We start from the raw sequence: 15,126 nt of genomic DNA on the forward strand, positions 1-15,126 counted from the left end.
CACAAAGTCGATGTTTCTCGCCTATCCGGCCACAACTAGTAAAAGGGGTCATTGCGGACGGCTTTCGAGCCTGCTTCTCTGGACGACGTCGCCAGGCGCCACGAGCCCGCAAGGGCCAGGGCGCCGACGTATGCGGCCACCGCACGAACGGTGTCCACGACATACGGGCGAGTCCTTGTCCCCAACGCAAGAGGTTCTCTGTGTCCGTCTCCTTCATCCGCCGCATCGCTTCCCCGAAGAAGGCCCTCACCACCGCCGTCGTGGCCGCCGCCACCGCCGGTCTGGCTCTGACCGCGGCGCCCGCCCAGGCCGCCACGCCGGCCTCGGCCTCCTCCGCTCAGGCGATCGCGCACAAGATGATTCCGGACGCCGCGCAGTTCAACGCGTTCAGCAAGATCGTCTCGCACGAGAGCGGCTGGAACCCGGCCGCCACCAACAGCTCCTCCGGTGCCTACGGCCTGGTCCAGGCGCTGCCGGCCTCGAAGATGTCCTCCGCCGGCGCCGACTGGAAGACCAACCCGGCCACCCAGATCAAGTGGGGCCTGGACTACATGAACTCCCGCTACGGCAGCCCGGTCAAGGCCTGGAACTTCTGGCACGCCAACGGCTGGTACTGAGCCGACCCGCCCCCGCACCCTCGCCCCCCGGCGAGGGTGCGCGCGTTTGTACGGACCCCGCTCCCGCACCCGTGGTGAAGTGGTCCCCATGACCACGGCATCGCAGGCGGGGACACCGGCACCGGATCCGGAGATGCGCGGGCTGCGGCTGGTGATCGTGCTGCTGGCCCTGACCGTGGTGAGCGGACTGATCGACGCCGTCAGCTATCTGGGCCTGGGCCGGGTGTTCACGGCGAACATGACCGGCAATGTCGTGGTCCTGGGCTTCGCGGCGGCCGGTGCGCCCGGCTTCTCCGTCCCGCACACGGCCACCTCGCTGGGCTGCTTCCTGCTGGGCGCGGTGACCGGCGGCCGGCTGTCGGCCCGCTACAGCAAGGGCTCGCGCCGCACCTGGGCCCGTCTCACCCTCGCGGCGGAGGCGGTCCTGGTGGCCGTGTCGGCGGTGGTCGCCTTCGCCTGGCCGCACGCCACCGGCACGGTCTACGCCCTGATCGCCCTGACCGGCTATGCGATGGGCCTGCGCAACGCCACGGTCCGCAAGCTGCGCATCCCCGATCTGACGACCACCGTCCTGACGATGACCCTGACCGGCCTGGCCTCGGAGTCCCGCTTCGGCGACGCCACCAGACACCGCGAACCGCGCCGTACGGCCGCGGTGCTCGCCATGCTCGCCGGCGCCTGCCTGGGCGCGTGGCTGGTCCTCCACCACGGCCTCGGCATCCCGCTCGCGCTCGCGGCGGCGGTCTCGGCCGTGCTGGCGGTGGTGGCGTCGGGCAAGGAGTGACCGCTCCGGTCAGCCGGTCGTGACCTGGAGTTCCTTCACGCCGTTGATCCACGCCGAGCGCAGCCGCCGGGGTTCCTCGGCGAGGCGCAGGCCGGGCATGGCGTCGGCGATGGCATTGAAGATCAGGTCGATCTCCAGGACGGCGAGGGACTTGCCGAGGCAGAAGTGGGGGCCGCCACCGCCGAAGCCCAGATGCGGGTTGGGGTCGCGGGTGATGTCGAATGCGTCGGGGTCGGCGAAGACCTCCGGGTCGTGGTTGGCGGAGGCGTAGAAGAGCCCGACCCGGTCCCCCTGGTGTATCCGCACCCCGCCCAGCTCGGTGTCCTGGGTCGCCGTCCGCTGGAAGGAGTTGACCGGGGTCGCCCAGCGCACGATCTCCTCGGCCGTCGTCCCGGGCCGCTCCCGCCGGAACAGGTCCCACTGCTCGGGGTGGGTGAGGAAGGCGTGCATGCCGTGGGTGATGGCGTTCCGGGTCGTCTCGTTCCCGGCCACCGCCAGCATCAGTACGAAGAAGCCGAACTCGTCGGAGTTCAGGTTGCCTTCGTCCTCCGCCGCCACCAGGGTCGTCACGATGTCGTGGGCCGGGCACTGCTTGCGCTCGGCGGCCATGTTCATGGCGTAGGCGATGATCTCGGCGGCCGACTGGGCGCCGACCTCCTCCGTGATGGCGTACTCGGGGTCGTCGTAGGCGATCATCTTGTTGGACCAGTCGAAGATCTTGGACCGGTCCTCCTGCGGTACGCCGATCAGCTCGGCGATGGCCTGGAGCGGGAGTTCGCAGGCGACCTCGGTGACGAAGTCGAAGGGCCCGGAGCGGGCGCGGGCCGCCGAGACGATCGCCTCCGCGCGGGCCCGGAGCCGGTCCTCCAGGGCGCGGATGGAACGTGGCGTGAAGCCCCGCTGCACGATCTGCCGGACGCGCGTATGTTCCGGAGGATCCATGTTGAGCAGGATGAGGCGCTGCGCGTCGATGGCGTCTCGCTGGATGTGCTCGTTGAAGCGGATGATCGCGGTGTTGAGGGTGGAGGAGAAGAGTTCGGGGTGCGTGGAGACGTACTTGACGTCCGCGTGCCGGGTCACGGCCCAGTAGCCGGTGTCGGCGAAGCCCGCGATGCCGTGCGGCTGCGGGATCCAGCGGACCGGCTCGGTGCGGCGCAGCTCGGCGAACTCCGGCAAGGGCACGCGGTGGTGGAGCAGGTCGGGGTCGGTGAGGTCGAATCCGTCGGGCAGCGCGGGGCAGTGCATCGGCGGCTCCCGTCCGTTCTGACGGTCCATCAGCAGATGACCGTGAACGTAGTAACGGGTTCTACAACTCGCAAGAGGTACGGCGCCCCCAATCCACCCCCAATCCGCTGCAAGACCCTTGCGGTGACGGACATCACGTCAGCAGACTGCCCTCAGAACTAGTACGCGTTCTAGTTCTGGCACGTTTCTGGAGGAAAGCCCGGAGAGCCCTCGGAGAGGACCCGCACCCATGGCCGCCGAACCCGTGATCGTCGAAGCCGTCCGCACCCCGATCGGCAAGCGCGGCGGCGCGCTCGCCAACCTGCACCCCGCCTATCTCCTGGGCGAGACCTACCGTGAACTCCTCGGCCGCACCGGCATCCCCGCCGACGCGGTCGAGCAAATCATCGGCGGCACGGTCACCCACGCCGGCGAACAGTCCATGAACCCCGCGCGCACCGCCTGGCTGGCCATGGGCCTGCCGTACGAGACGGCCGCGACGACCGTCGACTGCCAGTGCGGCTCCTCCCAGCAGGCCTCGCACATGGTGGCCAACATGGTCGCGGGCGGCGTGATCGACGTCGGGATCAGCTGCGGTGTCGAGGCCATGAGCCGGGTCCCGCTGGGGTCGGGTTCGAAGCACGGCCCCGGCAAGCCGTTCCCGGACGAGTGGAACGTCGACCTGCCGAACCAGTTCGAGGCGGCCGAACGCATCGCCCGCCACCGGGGGTTGACGCGGCAGGACGTGGACGCGCTGGGCCTGCGCTCGCAGGAGCGGGCGGCCCTCGCCTGGGCCGAGGAACGCTTCAAGCGCGAGACGTTCGCCGTACAGGTCCCGACGACCGAGGAGGAGCAGTACGCCGGTCAGGGCATGTGGCGGCTGGTCGACAAGGACGAGGGGCTGCGGGACACGTCGATGGAGGCGCTGGCGGGGTTGAAGCCGGTGATGCCGACGGCCGTCCATACGGCGGGCAACTCGTCGCAGATCTCGGACGGGGCGGCGGCGATCATGTGGGCGTCGAAGCGGATGGCGCGGGCGCTGAAGTTGAAGCCCCGGGCACGAATCGTCGCCCAGGCGCTGGTGGGCGCCGACCCGCACTTCCACCTGGACGGCCCGATCGACGCGACGCGGGCGGTGCTGGGCAAGGCGGGGATGACGCTGAAGGACATCGACCTCGTGGAGATCAACGAGGCGTTCGCGTCGGTGGTGTTGAGCTGGGCTCAGGTCTTCGAACAGGACCTGGAGAAGGTCAACGTGAACGGCGGTGGGATTGCCCTGGGACATCCGGTCGGGGCGACGGGGGCCAGGCTGATCACCACCGCCCTGCACGAACTGGAGCGCGCCGACAAGGAGTTCGCGCTCATCACGATGTGCGCGGGCGGTGGGCTGGCTACCGGGACGATCATTCAGCGGCTGTAGAGGCCCAGTTTGTCACCTTCGGTGTCTCCTGGGCGCCCGTCGCCGCCGTGACCGTCTTCGCCCTCGGTCCCTGGAAGACGTACGACAGCCCGAACCCCGCCGCCACCACCGCCGCGCCGCCGACCGCGTCCAGCACCCAGTGGTTGCCGGTGCCGACGATGGCCGAGACGGTGAAGAGGGGGTGCAGCAGGCCGAGGGCCTTCATCCACCACCTCGGGGCGATGATCGCGATGACGACACCGCACCACAGGGACCAGCCGAAGTGCAGGGACGGCATCGCCGCGTACTGGTTGGTCAGAGCCGTCAGCGTGCCGTAGTTCGGCTTGGAGAAGTCCTGGACGCCGTGGACGGTGTCGATGATGCCGAGGTTCGGCATCAGGCGCGGCGGGGCGAGCGGGAAGAGCCAGAAGCCGAGCAGGGCGAGGAAGGTGGCGAAGCCGAGGGAGGCGCGGGCCCAGCGGTAGTCGACGGGGCGGCGCCAGTAGAGGATGCCGAGGATCGTCAGCGGGACGACGAAGTGGAAGGACTCGTAGTAGAAGTTGAGGAAGTCCCGCAGCCAGCCGATCCTCACCACGGCGTGGTTGGCCCAGTGCTCGATGTCGATGTGCAGGAAGCGCTCGATGTCGAGCACGACGTGCCCGTGGTGCTCGGCACGCGCCCGGCCGCCGGAGATGGTGCCGCCGGTCGCGGCGAGCCGCACCTGTGAGTAGGCGGCGTAGACGACCCGGATGAGCAGCAGTTCCAGCAGCAGGTTCGGGCGGGTCAGGACCCGGCGGAGAAAGGGGACGAGCGGGACGCGGCTGAAGCGGGCCGGGACCGGTGGCGCGTGCTCCGTCGGGACCGGGGTCTGGTAGGAGAGGGAGGTCCGGGACAGGAACGGGACCGCCGTCGCGGCGGCGAGGGCGGCGAGCAGGACCAGGTTGTCCCGCAGCGGGTACATCGCCGGCATGTTCGGCAGCATCATCTTCGCCGGGAGAGTGGTGACAAGGACGACCGCGACCGGCCAGACGTAACGGCCGGAGGCCCGCTTGCCGACCCGGCCGACCACCGCGAGCAGCACCCACAGCAGCTGGTGCTGCCAGGCGGTGGGTGAGACGGCGATGGCGGCGCAGCCGGTGACGGCGACGGCGAGCAGCAGCTGGCCGTCGGCCGCGTAGTGGACCGCGCGGCGCATGGCGAGGGCCGCGACGACGGCGCCGAGCACCAGGAAGACGCCGATCTCCAGCGGGCCGGTCAGCCCGAGCCGGAGCAGGGCGCCGTGCAGCGACTGGTTGCCGAGGGCGTCGGCCTTGCCGCCGAGGCCCGCCCCGGCCATGTGGTGCACCCAGTACGCGTAGGAGTCGTGGGGCAGCGCGGCCCAGGCGAGCGCGGTCAGGGCGACGAAGGTGCCGGCCGTGCTGAGCGCGGCCCGGCGCCGGCCGGTGAACCACACCAGCGGCGCGAACAGCAGCATGGTCGGCTGGAGCGCGGCGGCCAGGCCTATGCACAGGCCGCTGGCCCGCTCCCCACGCACGGCGAACAGCCCGAGCAGGACCAGCAGCACCGGGATGATGCTGGTCTGGCCGAGCCACAGGGCGTTGCGGACCGGCAGCGACAGCATGAGCAGGCTGATCGCGACCGGCGCGGCCAGCAGCGAGGTACGGCGGCTGACCGGCTGGGGCAGCGCGCGGGCGGCGATCAGGCCGAGGGCGACGACGAGGAGCAGGGTGCCGAAGGTCCAGCCCCAGCCGAGCGCGGCCTGGGCGGAGCGGGTCAGGGGCTTGAGGACGAGCCCGCCGAAGGGTGTGCCGGTGAAGCGGGTCGAGTCGTAGATCGAGCCGTTCACATGCAGGACGCCGTGTGGTCCGACCCAGGTCTCCAGGTCGGTCAGCCGGTCACCGCTCGGGGTGCTGAGGACCACGGCCACCTGCCGTACGGCGAGGATCGCCGCCACCGCCCACAGCGCCAGCCGGGCCGCGCGCAGTCGCGCCCCTGTCGTGGCTTGCCCGAAGGCATCCGTAGGTCCCCCGCTGTGCTCCACGTTCGCCACGCCTCGTCGGCCTCCCGCCCCGTTCACGTTCCGGCGCCGTATACGCCACGTTCTTCTGCGGACCCTATGAGAATCCCTATGAGACTCGCAGAGCCCTCGGACAAAGACGCGGGCAACCCCCGCTTCACCTGACGGCCGTCCGTCTTTCGTCCGGTTTTCGTCGATCTTTCGTCCGTCTTTAGTCCGGATGACGACAGTCCGGGGCATGTGCGGTTGCGGGGGCGGGGCGCGATAAGGATCACAGTGCGGGAGTGGAACGGCGCGCGTGAGGCGGGCAGACGTACCTGGGTACGCGGCGTTTAGCTGCACTGTGCAGCCATCCCCGTACGGCACGTAACGGACCGAAACCCTCCTATGGTCGCTTTTCGGTCCGTTCCGCTCGGCAGCGTCGCCGTACGGACCGCGTCCCTGTCCCCGTCGAAAGGTAGGCGAGCCCGTTTTGGCAGTCGCCACAGCCATCACCCCGCACATGAAGACCCCGAAGACCCCGCGGGCCGCGCAGGCCCCGGCCGAGGTCACCGTCACCGACCCCGCGCTGGTCAAGCGCGCCGTGAAGGCGGCGGCGCTCGGCAACGCGATGGAGTGGTTCGACTTCGGCGTCTACAGCTACATCGCGGTGACCCTGGGCAAGGTCTTCTTCCCGTCCGGCAACCCGACCGCGCAGTTGCTGTCGACGTTCGGCGCCTTCGCCGCCGCGTTCCTGGTCCGTCCGCTGGGCGGCATGGTCTTCGGCCCGCTGGGCGACCGGGTGGGCCGCCAGAAGGTCCTCGCACTGACCATGATCATGATGGCGGCGGGCACGTTCGCCATCGGCCTGATCCCGTCGTACACGTCGATCGGCGTGGGCGCTCCGCTCCTGTTGCTGGCCGCGCGGCTGGTGCAGGGCTTCTCGACGGGCGGTGAGTACGCGGGCGCGTCGACCTTCATCGCCGAGTACGCGCCCGACAAGAGGCGGGGCTTCTTCGGCAGCTGGCTGGAGTTCGGCACGCTGGCCGGGTACATCGGCGGCGCGGGCCTGGTGACGCTGATGACGGCGCTGCTGTCGTCGCACGACCTGCTGACCTGGGGCTGGCGCATCCCGTTCCTGATCGCGGGCCCGATGGGCATCATCGGCCTGTACCTGCGGATGCGGCTGGAGGAGACCCCGGCGTTCGCGGCCGAGGTCGAGAAGGCGGAGGCGGAACGCCCGAAGGTGCCGCTGCGCGAGATGGTCGCGGGCCAGTGGAAGGCCCTGCTCCTCTGCATGGGCCTGGTGCTGGTCTTCAACGTCACCGACTACATGCTGCTGTCGTACATGCCGAGCTATCTGACGAGCGAGCTGAAGTACGACGAGACGCACGGGCTGCTGGTCGTGCTGGGCGTGATGGCCCTGATGATGATCGTCCAGCCGTTCGCGGGCGCGCTGACCGACCGGGTGGGCCGGCGTCCGGTGATCGCGGCGGGCTGCGCGGGCTTCCTGTTCCTGTCGATCCCCGCCGTGCTGCTGATCCGCCAGGGCAGCCTGCTCGCCGTCGCGCTGGGCATGGGCGCGCTGGGCCTGCTGCTGGTGTGCTTCACGGCGGCGATGCCCGCCGCCCTGCCCGCTCTCTTCCCGACCCGGGTGCGCTACGGCTCCCTGTCCATCGGCTTCAACGTGTCGGTGTCGCTCTTCGGCGGGACGACTCCGCTGGTGGTGACCGCGCTGATCGGGGCGACGGGGAACATGATGATGCCCGCGTACTACATGATGGCCGCGGCCGTGGTGGGCGGCTTCGCGGTGTGGCGGATGTCGGAGTCGGCGGGGCGGCCGCTTCCGGGGTCGGCACCGGCGGTGGAGCGCTCGTAGCTGCGGGCAGCCGTGCCGCTGGGGGCGGCTCCCCGGCCCCGGAACCGATCACAGACCCCCACCGTCTGTAGCCCCGTGACACGCGCCCGCATACTCTCCCTGCTGCTCACCCTCCTCGGCATCCAGCTCACCTGGTTCATCGCCCCCGCCTACGCCTGCGGTTGCGGGGCGATGATCCCGGACGCGGCGGAGCGGATCTCCGTCGCGGACGAGCAGTCCGTGCTGCGGTGGGACGGGCGGCAGGAGCAGATCGTGATGCGGCTGACGGTCGGCGGGGACGCGCGGCACGCCGCCTGGATCATGCCCGTCCCGCACCGGGCCACCGTCCGCCTGGGCGACCCCGCCCTCTTCGACCAGCTGGCCAGGGCGATCCAGCCGGTCCACCGCACCCGGTACCACTTCTGGCCGCGGAACGGCGACTGGCCGTTCGACGACCACGACTCCGCCGGCGCCGCCGCACCCCCGGACGCGGCCGGTGTCGGCGTGGTCGGCCAGCAGCGGCTCGGCCCCTTCGACGTGGCCCGGCTGACCGCCACCGACCCCGGCGCACTCAGCGACTGGCTGAAGAGCCACGACTTCGCCCTCCCCGACCGGCTGCGCACCGCCCTCCAGCCGTACGTCGACCGGCACTGGGAGTACGTCGCCGTCCGCCTTGCCCCGGACACCGGCGGCACCCCGCTGCACGGCGCTCTCGACCCGATCCACCTCACCTTCGCGGCCGACGCCCCGGTGTACCCGATGCGGCTCTCCCGGCTGGCCACCACCCCGCAGTCGCTCGGCCTGTACGTGCTCGCCGCGCACCGCATGGAGACGCGCACGGCGATCGGCGGCCCGGCGCCCCGCACGGTCTACGCCGGCCGCCTCGACGCGCCGGGCGGTGCCCTCGGCGAGCTGGCCGCCGGGACGCCGTACCTGACCACGCTCGCCCAGGGGTTCCCCGACCCCTCCCGTATCTCCGGCGACCACGAACTGCGCCGGGCCGCCGCCGACACCCCGGTCCAGCAGGTGACCTACGACGACGAGCTGCGCCGGATCGCCGGGATCCCGGCGTGGGTCGTCACGGTCGGCGGCGGGCTGCTGGGGCTGGTCGCGCTGGTCTGCCTGCTCGTCGTACGGCGCTCACGAGGGCCGGCGCTTCCGCCGCCGCCCGCGCAATCCCCGGCGATCTCCCCCACGGGGCCGCAAGACTGAGACGATGCAGGAGTAGCGCAGATACTCGGGAAAGGCAGTACGGCCATGAGCGGCTCGCAGGTCTGGGACGACGTAGACGACTACTTCAACAGCCACCTCGCCCACGATGACGAGGCGCTCCAGGCAGCCGTGCGGGAGAACGGAATCGCCGGGCTGCCCGACATCGCCGTCACGGCCACGCAGGGCAAGTTCCTCCATCTGCTCGCCCAGGTGCTGGGTGCGCGGAGCATCCTCGAGATCGGCACGCTCGGCGGGTACAGCACGATCTGGCTGGCGCGGGCGCTTCCCGAGGACGGCCGTCTGGTGTCGCTGGAGTACAACGCCAAGCACGCCGAGGTGGCCGTACGGAACATCGCCCGGGCGGGGCTGGACCGGATCGCGGAGGTGCGGGTCGGCCCGGCCCTGGAGTCGCTGCCCAAGCTCGCCGACGAGAACCCGCCCCCCTTCGACCTGGTCTTCATCGACGCCGACAAGGCCAACAACGCGCACTACGTGGAGTGGGCCCTGCGGCTCACCCGCGCGGGCAGCGTGATCGTGCTGGACAACGTGGTGCGCGGCGGCCGGGTCGTCGACGCGGACAGCGCCGAGCCGGACGTCGTGGGCACCCGCGCCGCGATCGAGCTGATCGCGACCCACCCGAGGCTCGACGGTACGGCGCTGCAGACGGTCGGCAGCAAGGGCTACGACGGGTTCGCGCTGGCGCGGGTGCTGGCCTGAGCCGGACGTACGCAGCAGGCCCGGCTCACACCTCGTGGTAGAAGCCGACGTTGACGCTGCGCGGCGCGGTGCGGTCCTCGACGACGATCTCGCCGGACCCGCCGTGCGGCAGCCGTACCGTCGCGCCGTAGCCCAGCAGCTGGGTGAACTCCCCTGCCATCAGGCGCACTTCGGAGGACGGCTCCGTCTGCGAACCGCGCAGCCACGTCACCTGCCAGCCGCCGTCCGGGCCACAGAGGAACTCCAGGTGCACGCGGGAGACGAACAGCCAGTCCTCCGGCGTGACCAGCCGGCACACCGCCGCGTCACGGCCGACCCGGAGCACGGCGCCCGGCTCGCTCGGCGCGTCGGCCATCGTCATCCCGGCCGTGGCTCCCGCGTCGGCCCCGGAGACGGTGGCCATGGTCAGTTCGAGCACGTGCGTTCCCCCTGAATCATCCGGCCGCGCGGCCGGTCGGTCTGCCGCCGCATGATAAAACGCCCGGCCGGGTGCCGTCCGGCACAATGGAGTCATGACCGAGCGAAAGCCACCGGGGGTGCCCTTCGACTCCTGGGTCGACAAGCAGATCCGTGACGCGCAGGGGCGCGGGGAGTTCGAGCGACTGCAGGGGGCGGGCGAGCCGCTGCCCGCCGAGGTCGAGTCCACCTACGACGAACTGTGGTGGATCAAGCGGAAGATGGCGCGCGAGGGCCTGTCCGTACTGCCGCCCGCCCTCGCGCTGCGCAAGGAGGCCGAGGACGCGCTGGCGGCGGCGTACGCGGCGCCCTCGGAGCGGATCGCGCGGAAGATCATCGAGGACGTCAACGTCAAGATCAAGGACATGATGTTCAAGCCCCCGCCCGGTCCCCCGCTGGGCAAGAAGCCGTACGACGTCGAGGAGGTCGTACGGGAGTGGCACCGGCGTAGAGCCGGCAGCGCACAATGGCCCGCATGACGTGGACGATCACCCCGGAACCGTACGACTCCCCGGCCGCCGCCGCGCTGTGGCGGGCGTACTACACGGAGGTCAGCGACCGCTGGTACCTGCTGCATGAGGGGCACCGGACCGACCCCGCCGAGCTGGAGCGGGAGATCGCGGCCCGTACCGGTTGCGAACTCGCCCCGCCCGCCGGGCAGTTGCTCATCGGGCGGTACGACGGCGAGCCGGGCGGTTCGGCGGGGATACGGCTGCTCGACGCGGACACGGCCGAACTGACCCGGGTGTTCGTGTACGGGCATCTGCGCGGCAAGGGCGGCGCCCCGCTGCTCGTCGCCGCCGCCGAGGCGGCCGCCCGCGCCCTCGGCGCCCACCGCCTCATACTCGACACCCGCAGTGATCTGGTCGAGGCCCGCGCCCTGTACGCCCGCCTCGGCTACACCGAGACCGGCCCGCACAACGACGACCAGTACGCCGAGCACTGGTTCCGCAAGGAACTGGCAGTCAACTGACCCTGCTCCTCGGCCCGTTGAACGGCTGCTCGCGCTCCGAGCCGCACAGCTCCCCGGTCAGTTCCTTCACCAGCTGCGCCAGGTCGGTCGAGCGGCACGGCTGCCACCAGTCGCCGAGGAGTTCGGCCAGGGACTCCTCGCGGGCCGTGGCGAGCCGTTCGGCGGCCTCGCGGCCGGAGTCGGTCAAGTACACGTCCAGTCCCCGGCGTTCGGTGAGCTGCCGTTCCTCGACCTGGCGGGCGGCGGCCATGACGACCTCCAGCGGGACGGAGCCGCGTTCGGCGAGCACGCCCGGCTCGACCGAGCCGTACTTGCGGATGCGCAGCAGCAGCCAGCTGGCGGCGGGCAGCAGGTCGTAGCCGGCCCGTTCGGTGATCTTGCGGTAGATCTCCCGGCGGCCCTCGCGGGTGCCGAGCACGGACAGGGCCCGGCAGCACTCGTCGTAGGAGGAACGCTCGACCGGGTTGGGCGGGATCGTCTCGGAGACGTCCGGCGCGGTGACCGAGCCGCGCAGCCGGTCCTCCTTCAGGAACCAGGCCAGCACGAAGCCGAGGAGGGCGACCGGGGCGGCGTAGAGGAAGACGCCGGTGATGGCGGACGCGTACGCGTGCAGGGCCGCGGGGCGCAGGGCGGGCGGCAGGGCGGCGATGCCCCGGGGGTCGGACTTCAGGGCGCCCGGGGTGATCCCCGGCGGAAGGTGGACCCCCCGGAGGGCGGCGGCGAGTTTGTCGCTCAGCCGGCCGGCGAAGACCGTGCCGAAGATGGCCACGCCGAAGGAGGCGCCGATGGAGCGGAAGAAGGTCGCGCCGGAGGTCGCCACGCCCAGGTCCTCGTACGAGACCGCGTTCTGCACGATGAGGACGAGAACCTGCATGACCAGGCCGAGTCCGAGGCCGAAGACGAAGAAGTAGACGCTCATCACGGCGGTCGGGCTGTGTTCGGTCAGCCGGTGCAGCAGGAGCAGGCCGATGGTGGTGACGGCGGTGCCGACGACCGGGAACACCTTCCAGCGCCCGGTGCGGCTGACGATCTGCCCGGACACGGTCGAGGACAGCAGCAGGCCGAACACCATCGGCAGCATGTGCACCCCGGACATGGTCGGCGAGACGCCGTGCACGACCTGGAGGAAGGTCGGCAGGTACGTCATCGCGCCGAACATGGCGAAGCCGACGATGAAGCTGATCACGGCGGCGAGGGTGAAGGTGCGGATGCCGAACAGCTTCAGCGGCAGCACCGGTTCGGCGGCCCGCCGCTCGACGGCCACGAACGCCACGGCCAGCAGCACGCCCAGCACGGCGAGCCCGACGATCTGCGCCGAGGCCCAGGCCCAGGTCGTACCGCCGAGGGAGGCGACGAGGACCAGGCAGGTGGCGACGGCGGCGATCAGGAACGTGCCGAGGTAGTCGATGACATGACGCTCGGTGCGGCGCGGGATGCGCAGCGCGGTGGCGATCACGGCGAGCGCGACGACCCCGACGGGCAGGTTGACGTAGAACACCCAGCGCCAGCTCAGCTGCTCGGTGAGCAGCCCGCCGAGCAGCGGCCCCAGCACGCTGGTGGCACCGAAGACGGCCCCGAACAGCCCCTGGTAGCGGCCGCGTTCACGCGGGGGCACGATGTCGCCGACGATCGCCATCGACAGCACCATCAGCCCGCCGCCGCCCAGCCCCTGGAGCGCCCGGAACGCGATGAGCTGCGGCATGTTCTGCGCCGCCCCGCACAGCGCCGAGCCGATGAGAAAGATCACGATGGCCGTCTGGAACAGCCGTTTCCGGCCGTACTGGTCACCGAGCTTGCCCCACAGCGGGGTCGCGGCGGTCGAGGCCAGCAGATAGGCGGTGACCACCCAGGACAGATGCTCGAGACCGCCGAGTTCACTGACGATGGTGGGCAGCGCGGTCGACACGATGGTCTGGTCGAGCGCGGCGAGCAGCAGCCCGAGGAGCAGCGCGCCGATCGGGACGAACACACTGCCGGGGACGTGTTCGCCGTCCTTCGCGTCCTTCGCCGTACCGTGCGTGTCCAGGGCCATGGAGACCTCCCGGAGGCTCGGGTTGCACCTCTTCCATCGTCGTCGGTGTGGCCGGTTATGGCCTGTCGAGTCCCGCGTTTCCGGCGGCGGATGCGGAGAAGGTGCGCATAGTCTCTGGAGTTCGTGAGGGGAGGAACGAACACGTGACTGATTCCGCGCATCCCGAGGGCCATGCCTGCCCGGAGTGCGGGGCGCCGAGGGGCCCGGACCGGAGCCCGTCCTGCGACTGCACCGAGCGGGCGGCCGAGGCCCTGCGCGAGACGCGTACGGCCGAGGCGGCAGCGGCGGAGGACTTCGACCCGCTGCGGATACGGCCGTATGTGAAGGTCGAGGCCGTCGAGACCACGCTGCCGTTACGACTGCCGGCGAAGTACCCCGAAGGGGCGTGGGGAACTGTCGGACCAGCCACAACGGCGCCGCAGCCGAATGACGACCCCTCGCGGCCGAACCCGCGGAGCGTCCGCGTCCTGCTGTCCGTCGCGGGCGCGGGTGTGGCGGTCGTGGCGGCGGCCGGTTTCGCGAGCGGCCTGTTCTCGTACGACGCCCCGTCCTCCCGGGACCGCTCCGCCCAGGAGGTCAGGGCGAGCGTTCCGGCCAAGAGCACACCGGCATCGCCGTCCCCCACGGCACCGGACTCCCCCACCGTGTCCCGCTCACCGGCCCGCCCATCCTCGACCCCACCGAGCCCGCCCCCGTCGTCGGTACCGTCCCCGACCCCGACCACCGCGTCCCCCACGGCGTCCAGCTCCCCCTCCCCCACCGCGACGACGTCCGCCACCGCGCGGCCCGCTCCCGCCGCCGGCCCGGTCCTGCGCCTCGGCGACAAGGGCCCCGGGGTCACCGAACTCCAGCAGCGACTACGGCAGTTGAACCTCTACGGCGACGAGATCAACGGCATCTTCACCCGCCCGGTGCAGGACGCGGTACGCAACTACCAGCTGGCCCGGGGCATCATCGGGGACACCTACGGGGAGTACGGGCCGGCGACGAGGAAGAGCCTGGAGGCGGAGACGGCGAAGCCGTGAACCGTCTCGCTTTTCAGCCGACGTACAGCCGGATCATCCCGTCGGCGCCCGCCTCGACCCGCACACGCGTAAGGTCCGGCACCACCACATCGGGCCCGTGCAGCCCGGCACGCGGCCCGACCCCCACCACCCGCATCCCCGCAGCCCGCCCCGCCGCAATGCCCGCCCCGGAGTCCTCGAACACCACACACTCCCCGGGATCCACCCCCAGCTCAGCGGCCCCCTTCAAAAACCCCTCGGGGTCGGGCTTGCTCGCGCCCACGGACTCCGCGGTGATCCGGATCTCCGGCAGCGGCAACCCGGCGGCGTCCATACGCGCGGTGGACAGCGCGACGTCGGCCGAGGTCACCAGCGCATGCGGAAGCCCCCGCAGCGAGGCCAGAAAGACACTCGCACCAGGGATCTCCACCACACCCTCCGTGTCGGCGGTCTCCTCGGCGAGCATGCGGGCGTTGTCGGCGAGGTTCTGCTCGACGGGCCGGTCGGGCAGCAGTACGGCCATGGAGGCGTGCCCCTGGCGGCCGTGGACGACCTTCATCACCTCGTCGCCGTCCAGCCCGTGCCGCTCGGCCCAGCGCCGCCAGATGCGCTCGACCACGGCGTCCGAGTTGACGAGGGTGCCGTCCATGTCGAGCAGGAGGGCGCGGGCGGTGAGGACGGTGGGCGCGGCGGTGGCCGTCATCGGCAGCTCCAGGGAGGAAGAGAGGACAAGGCGGCCCCGCCCGCCGGTCAGGGAAAACGGGCGGGAGCCACTTTGTTCCTCCACGGTACAAAATCGCCCCCGATCCCGCCAGCGCCTCCCGCGAAGGTTCACCGGCCGTTCAGCTCGGCCG

The 15,126-nt window shown here is 71.2% G+C and carries 14 protein-coding genes; 9 read left to right on the forward strand and 5 right to left on the reverse strand.

The features are described 5' to 3' along the window. Window positions 1-200 precede the first annotated feature (200 nt). Together ACH47Z_RS03095 and ACH47Z_RS03100 are read left to right on the forward strand one after the other, a co-directional pair. Complete coding sequence (locus ACH47Z_RS03095) at window positions 201-617, forward strand: transglycosylase SLT domain-containing protein (RefSeq protein WP_399069864.1); 417 nt, start codon at window positions 201-203, stop codon at window positions 615-617. 88 nt (window positions 618-705) lie between these two features. Continuing rightward, complete coding sequence (locus tag ACH47Z_RS03100) at window positions 706-1,401, forward strand: YoaK family protein (protein ID WP_399069866.1); 696 nt, start codon at window positions 706-708, stop codon at window positions 1,399-1,401. A gap of 9 nt (window positions 1,402-1,410) precedes the next feature. Here ACH47Z_RS03100 and ACH47Z_RS03105 read toward each other — a convergent pair whose 3' ends face one another. Then, complete coding sequence (locus ACH47Z_RS03105; RefSeq protein ID WP_399070362.1) at window positions 1,411-2,646, reverse strand: cytochrome P450; 1,236 nt, start codon at window positions 2,644-2,646, stop codon at window positions 1,411-1,413. Between the two features lie 229 nt (window positions 2,647-2,875). On the opposite strand from ACH47Z_RS03105, the gene ACH47Z_RS03110 reads away from it, so the two are divergent. After that, complete coding sequence (locus tag ACH47Z_RS03110) at window positions 2,876-4,045, forward strand: steroid 3-ketoacyl-CoA thiolase (RefSeq protein ID WP_399069868.1); 1,170 nt, start codon at window positions 2,876-2,878, stop codon at window positions 4,043-4,045. Here the strand turns inward: ACH47Z_RS03110 and ACH47Z_RS03115 are convergent. Further along, a complete protein-coding gene (locus tag ACH47Z_RS03115; protein WP_399069870.1) occupies window positions 4,029-6,074 on the reverse strand; it encodes a bifunctional glycosyltransferase 87/phosphatase PAP2 family protein in 2,046 nt (681 codons plus the stop codon). The two genes, ACH47Z_RS03110 and ACH47Z_RS03115, sit on opposite strands and share 17 nt — an antisense overlap. A gap of 469 nt (window positions 6,075-6,543) precedes the next feature. Here ACH47Z_RS03115 and proP point away from each other — a divergent pair, with 469 nt between their 5' ends. The 3 genes from proP (at window position 6,544) to ACH47Z_RS03130 (ending at window position 9,807) form a co-directional block, all read left to right on the forward strand. After that, the gene (gene proP / locus ACH47Z_RS03120) at window positions 6,544-7,899 is read left to right on the forward strand and encodes a glycine betaine/L-proline transporter ProP (RefSeq protein WP_399069872.1); all 1,356 of its coding nucleotides are present in this window, start codon (window positions 6,544-6,546) and stop codon (window positions 7,897-7,899) included. A 75-nt stretch (window positions 7,900-7,974) separates the two neighbouring features. Next, window positions 7,975-9,090: a DUF2330 domain-containing protein gene (locus ACH47Z_RS03125; protein ID WP_399069874.1), complete on the forward strand. Its 1,116-nt coding sequence runs from the start codon at window positions 7,975-7,977 to the stop codon at window positions 9,088-9,090. A 45-nt stretch (window positions 9,091-9,135) separates the two neighbouring features. Further along, the gene (locus ACH47Z_RS03130) at window positions 9,136-9,807 is read left to right on the forward strand and encodes an O-methyltransferase (RefSeq protein ID WP_399069876.1); all 672 of its coding nucleotides are present in this window, start codon (window positions 9,136-9,138) and stop codon (window positions 9,805-9,807) included. A 25-nt stretch (window positions 9,808-9,832) separates the two neighbouring features. Here ACH47Z_RS03130 and ACH47Z_RS03135 read toward each other — a convergent pair whose 3' ends face one another. Further along, window positions 9,833-10,225, reverse strand: coding sequence for a hypothetical protein (locus ACH47Z_RS03135; RefSeq protein ID WP_399069878.1), 393 nt, complete (start codon window positions 10,223-10,225; stop codon window positions 9,833-9,835). Window positions 10,226-10,319: 94 nt separating this feature from the next. Here ACH47Z_RS03135 and ACH47Z_RS03140 point away from each other — a divergent pair, with 94 nt between their 5' ends. Together ACH47Z_RS03140 and ACH47Z_RS03145 are read left to right on the forward strand one after the other, a co-directional pair. Next, a complete protein-coding gene (locus tag ACH47Z_RS03140; RefSeq protein ID WP_399069880.1) occupies window positions 10,320-10,742 on the forward strand; it encodes a DUF1992 domain-containing protein in 423 nt (140 codons plus the stop codon). Continuing rightward, window positions 10,730-11,236, forward strand: coding sequence for a GNAT family N-acetyltransferase (locus ACH47Z_RS03145; protein ID WP_399069882.1), 507 nt, complete (start codon window positions 10,730-10,732; stop codon window positions 11,234-11,236). Before ACH47Z_RS03140 ends, ACH47Z_RS03145 begins: the two co-directional genes overlap by 13 nt. Here ACH47Z_RS03145 and ACH47Z_RS03150 read toward each other — a convergent pair. After that, window positions 11,229-13,268, reverse strand: a complete 2,040-nt coding sequence (locus ACH47Z_RS03150) for a DHA2 family efflux MFS transporter permease subunit (RefSeq protein ID WP_399069884.1) — start codon at window positions 13,266-13,268, stop codon at window positions 11,229-11,231. The two genes, ACH47Z_RS03145 and ACH47Z_RS03150, sit on opposite strands and share 8 nt — an antisense overlap. A gap of 143 nt (window positions 13,269-13,411) precedes the next feature. Here ACH47Z_RS03150 and ACH47Z_RS03155 point away from each other — a divergent pair, with 143 nt between their 5' ends. After that, the gene (locus ACH47Z_RS03155; protein ID WP_399069886.1) at window positions 13,412-14,293 is read left to right on the forward strand and encodes a peptidoglycan-binding protein; all 882 of its coding nucleotides are present in this window, start codon (window positions 13,412-13,414) and stop codon (window positions 14,291-14,293) included. Window positions 14,294-14,306: 13 nt separating this feature from the next. Here ACH47Z_RS03155 and ACH47Z_RS03160 read toward each other — a convergent pair whose 3' ends face one another. Further along, complete coding sequence (locus ACH47Z_RS03160) at window positions 14,307-14,975, reverse strand: HAD-IA family hydrolase (protein WP_399069888.1); 669 nt, start codon at window positions 14,973-14,975, stop codon at window positions 14,307-14,309. Between the last annotated feature and the right edge of the window lie 151 nt (window positions 14,976-15,126).

The sequence above is a fragment of the Streptomyces sp. NPDC020192 genome (assembly GCF_044388685.1).
Lineage (GTDB): Bacteria > Actinomycetota > Actinomycetes > Streptomycetales > Streptomycetaceae > Streptomyces.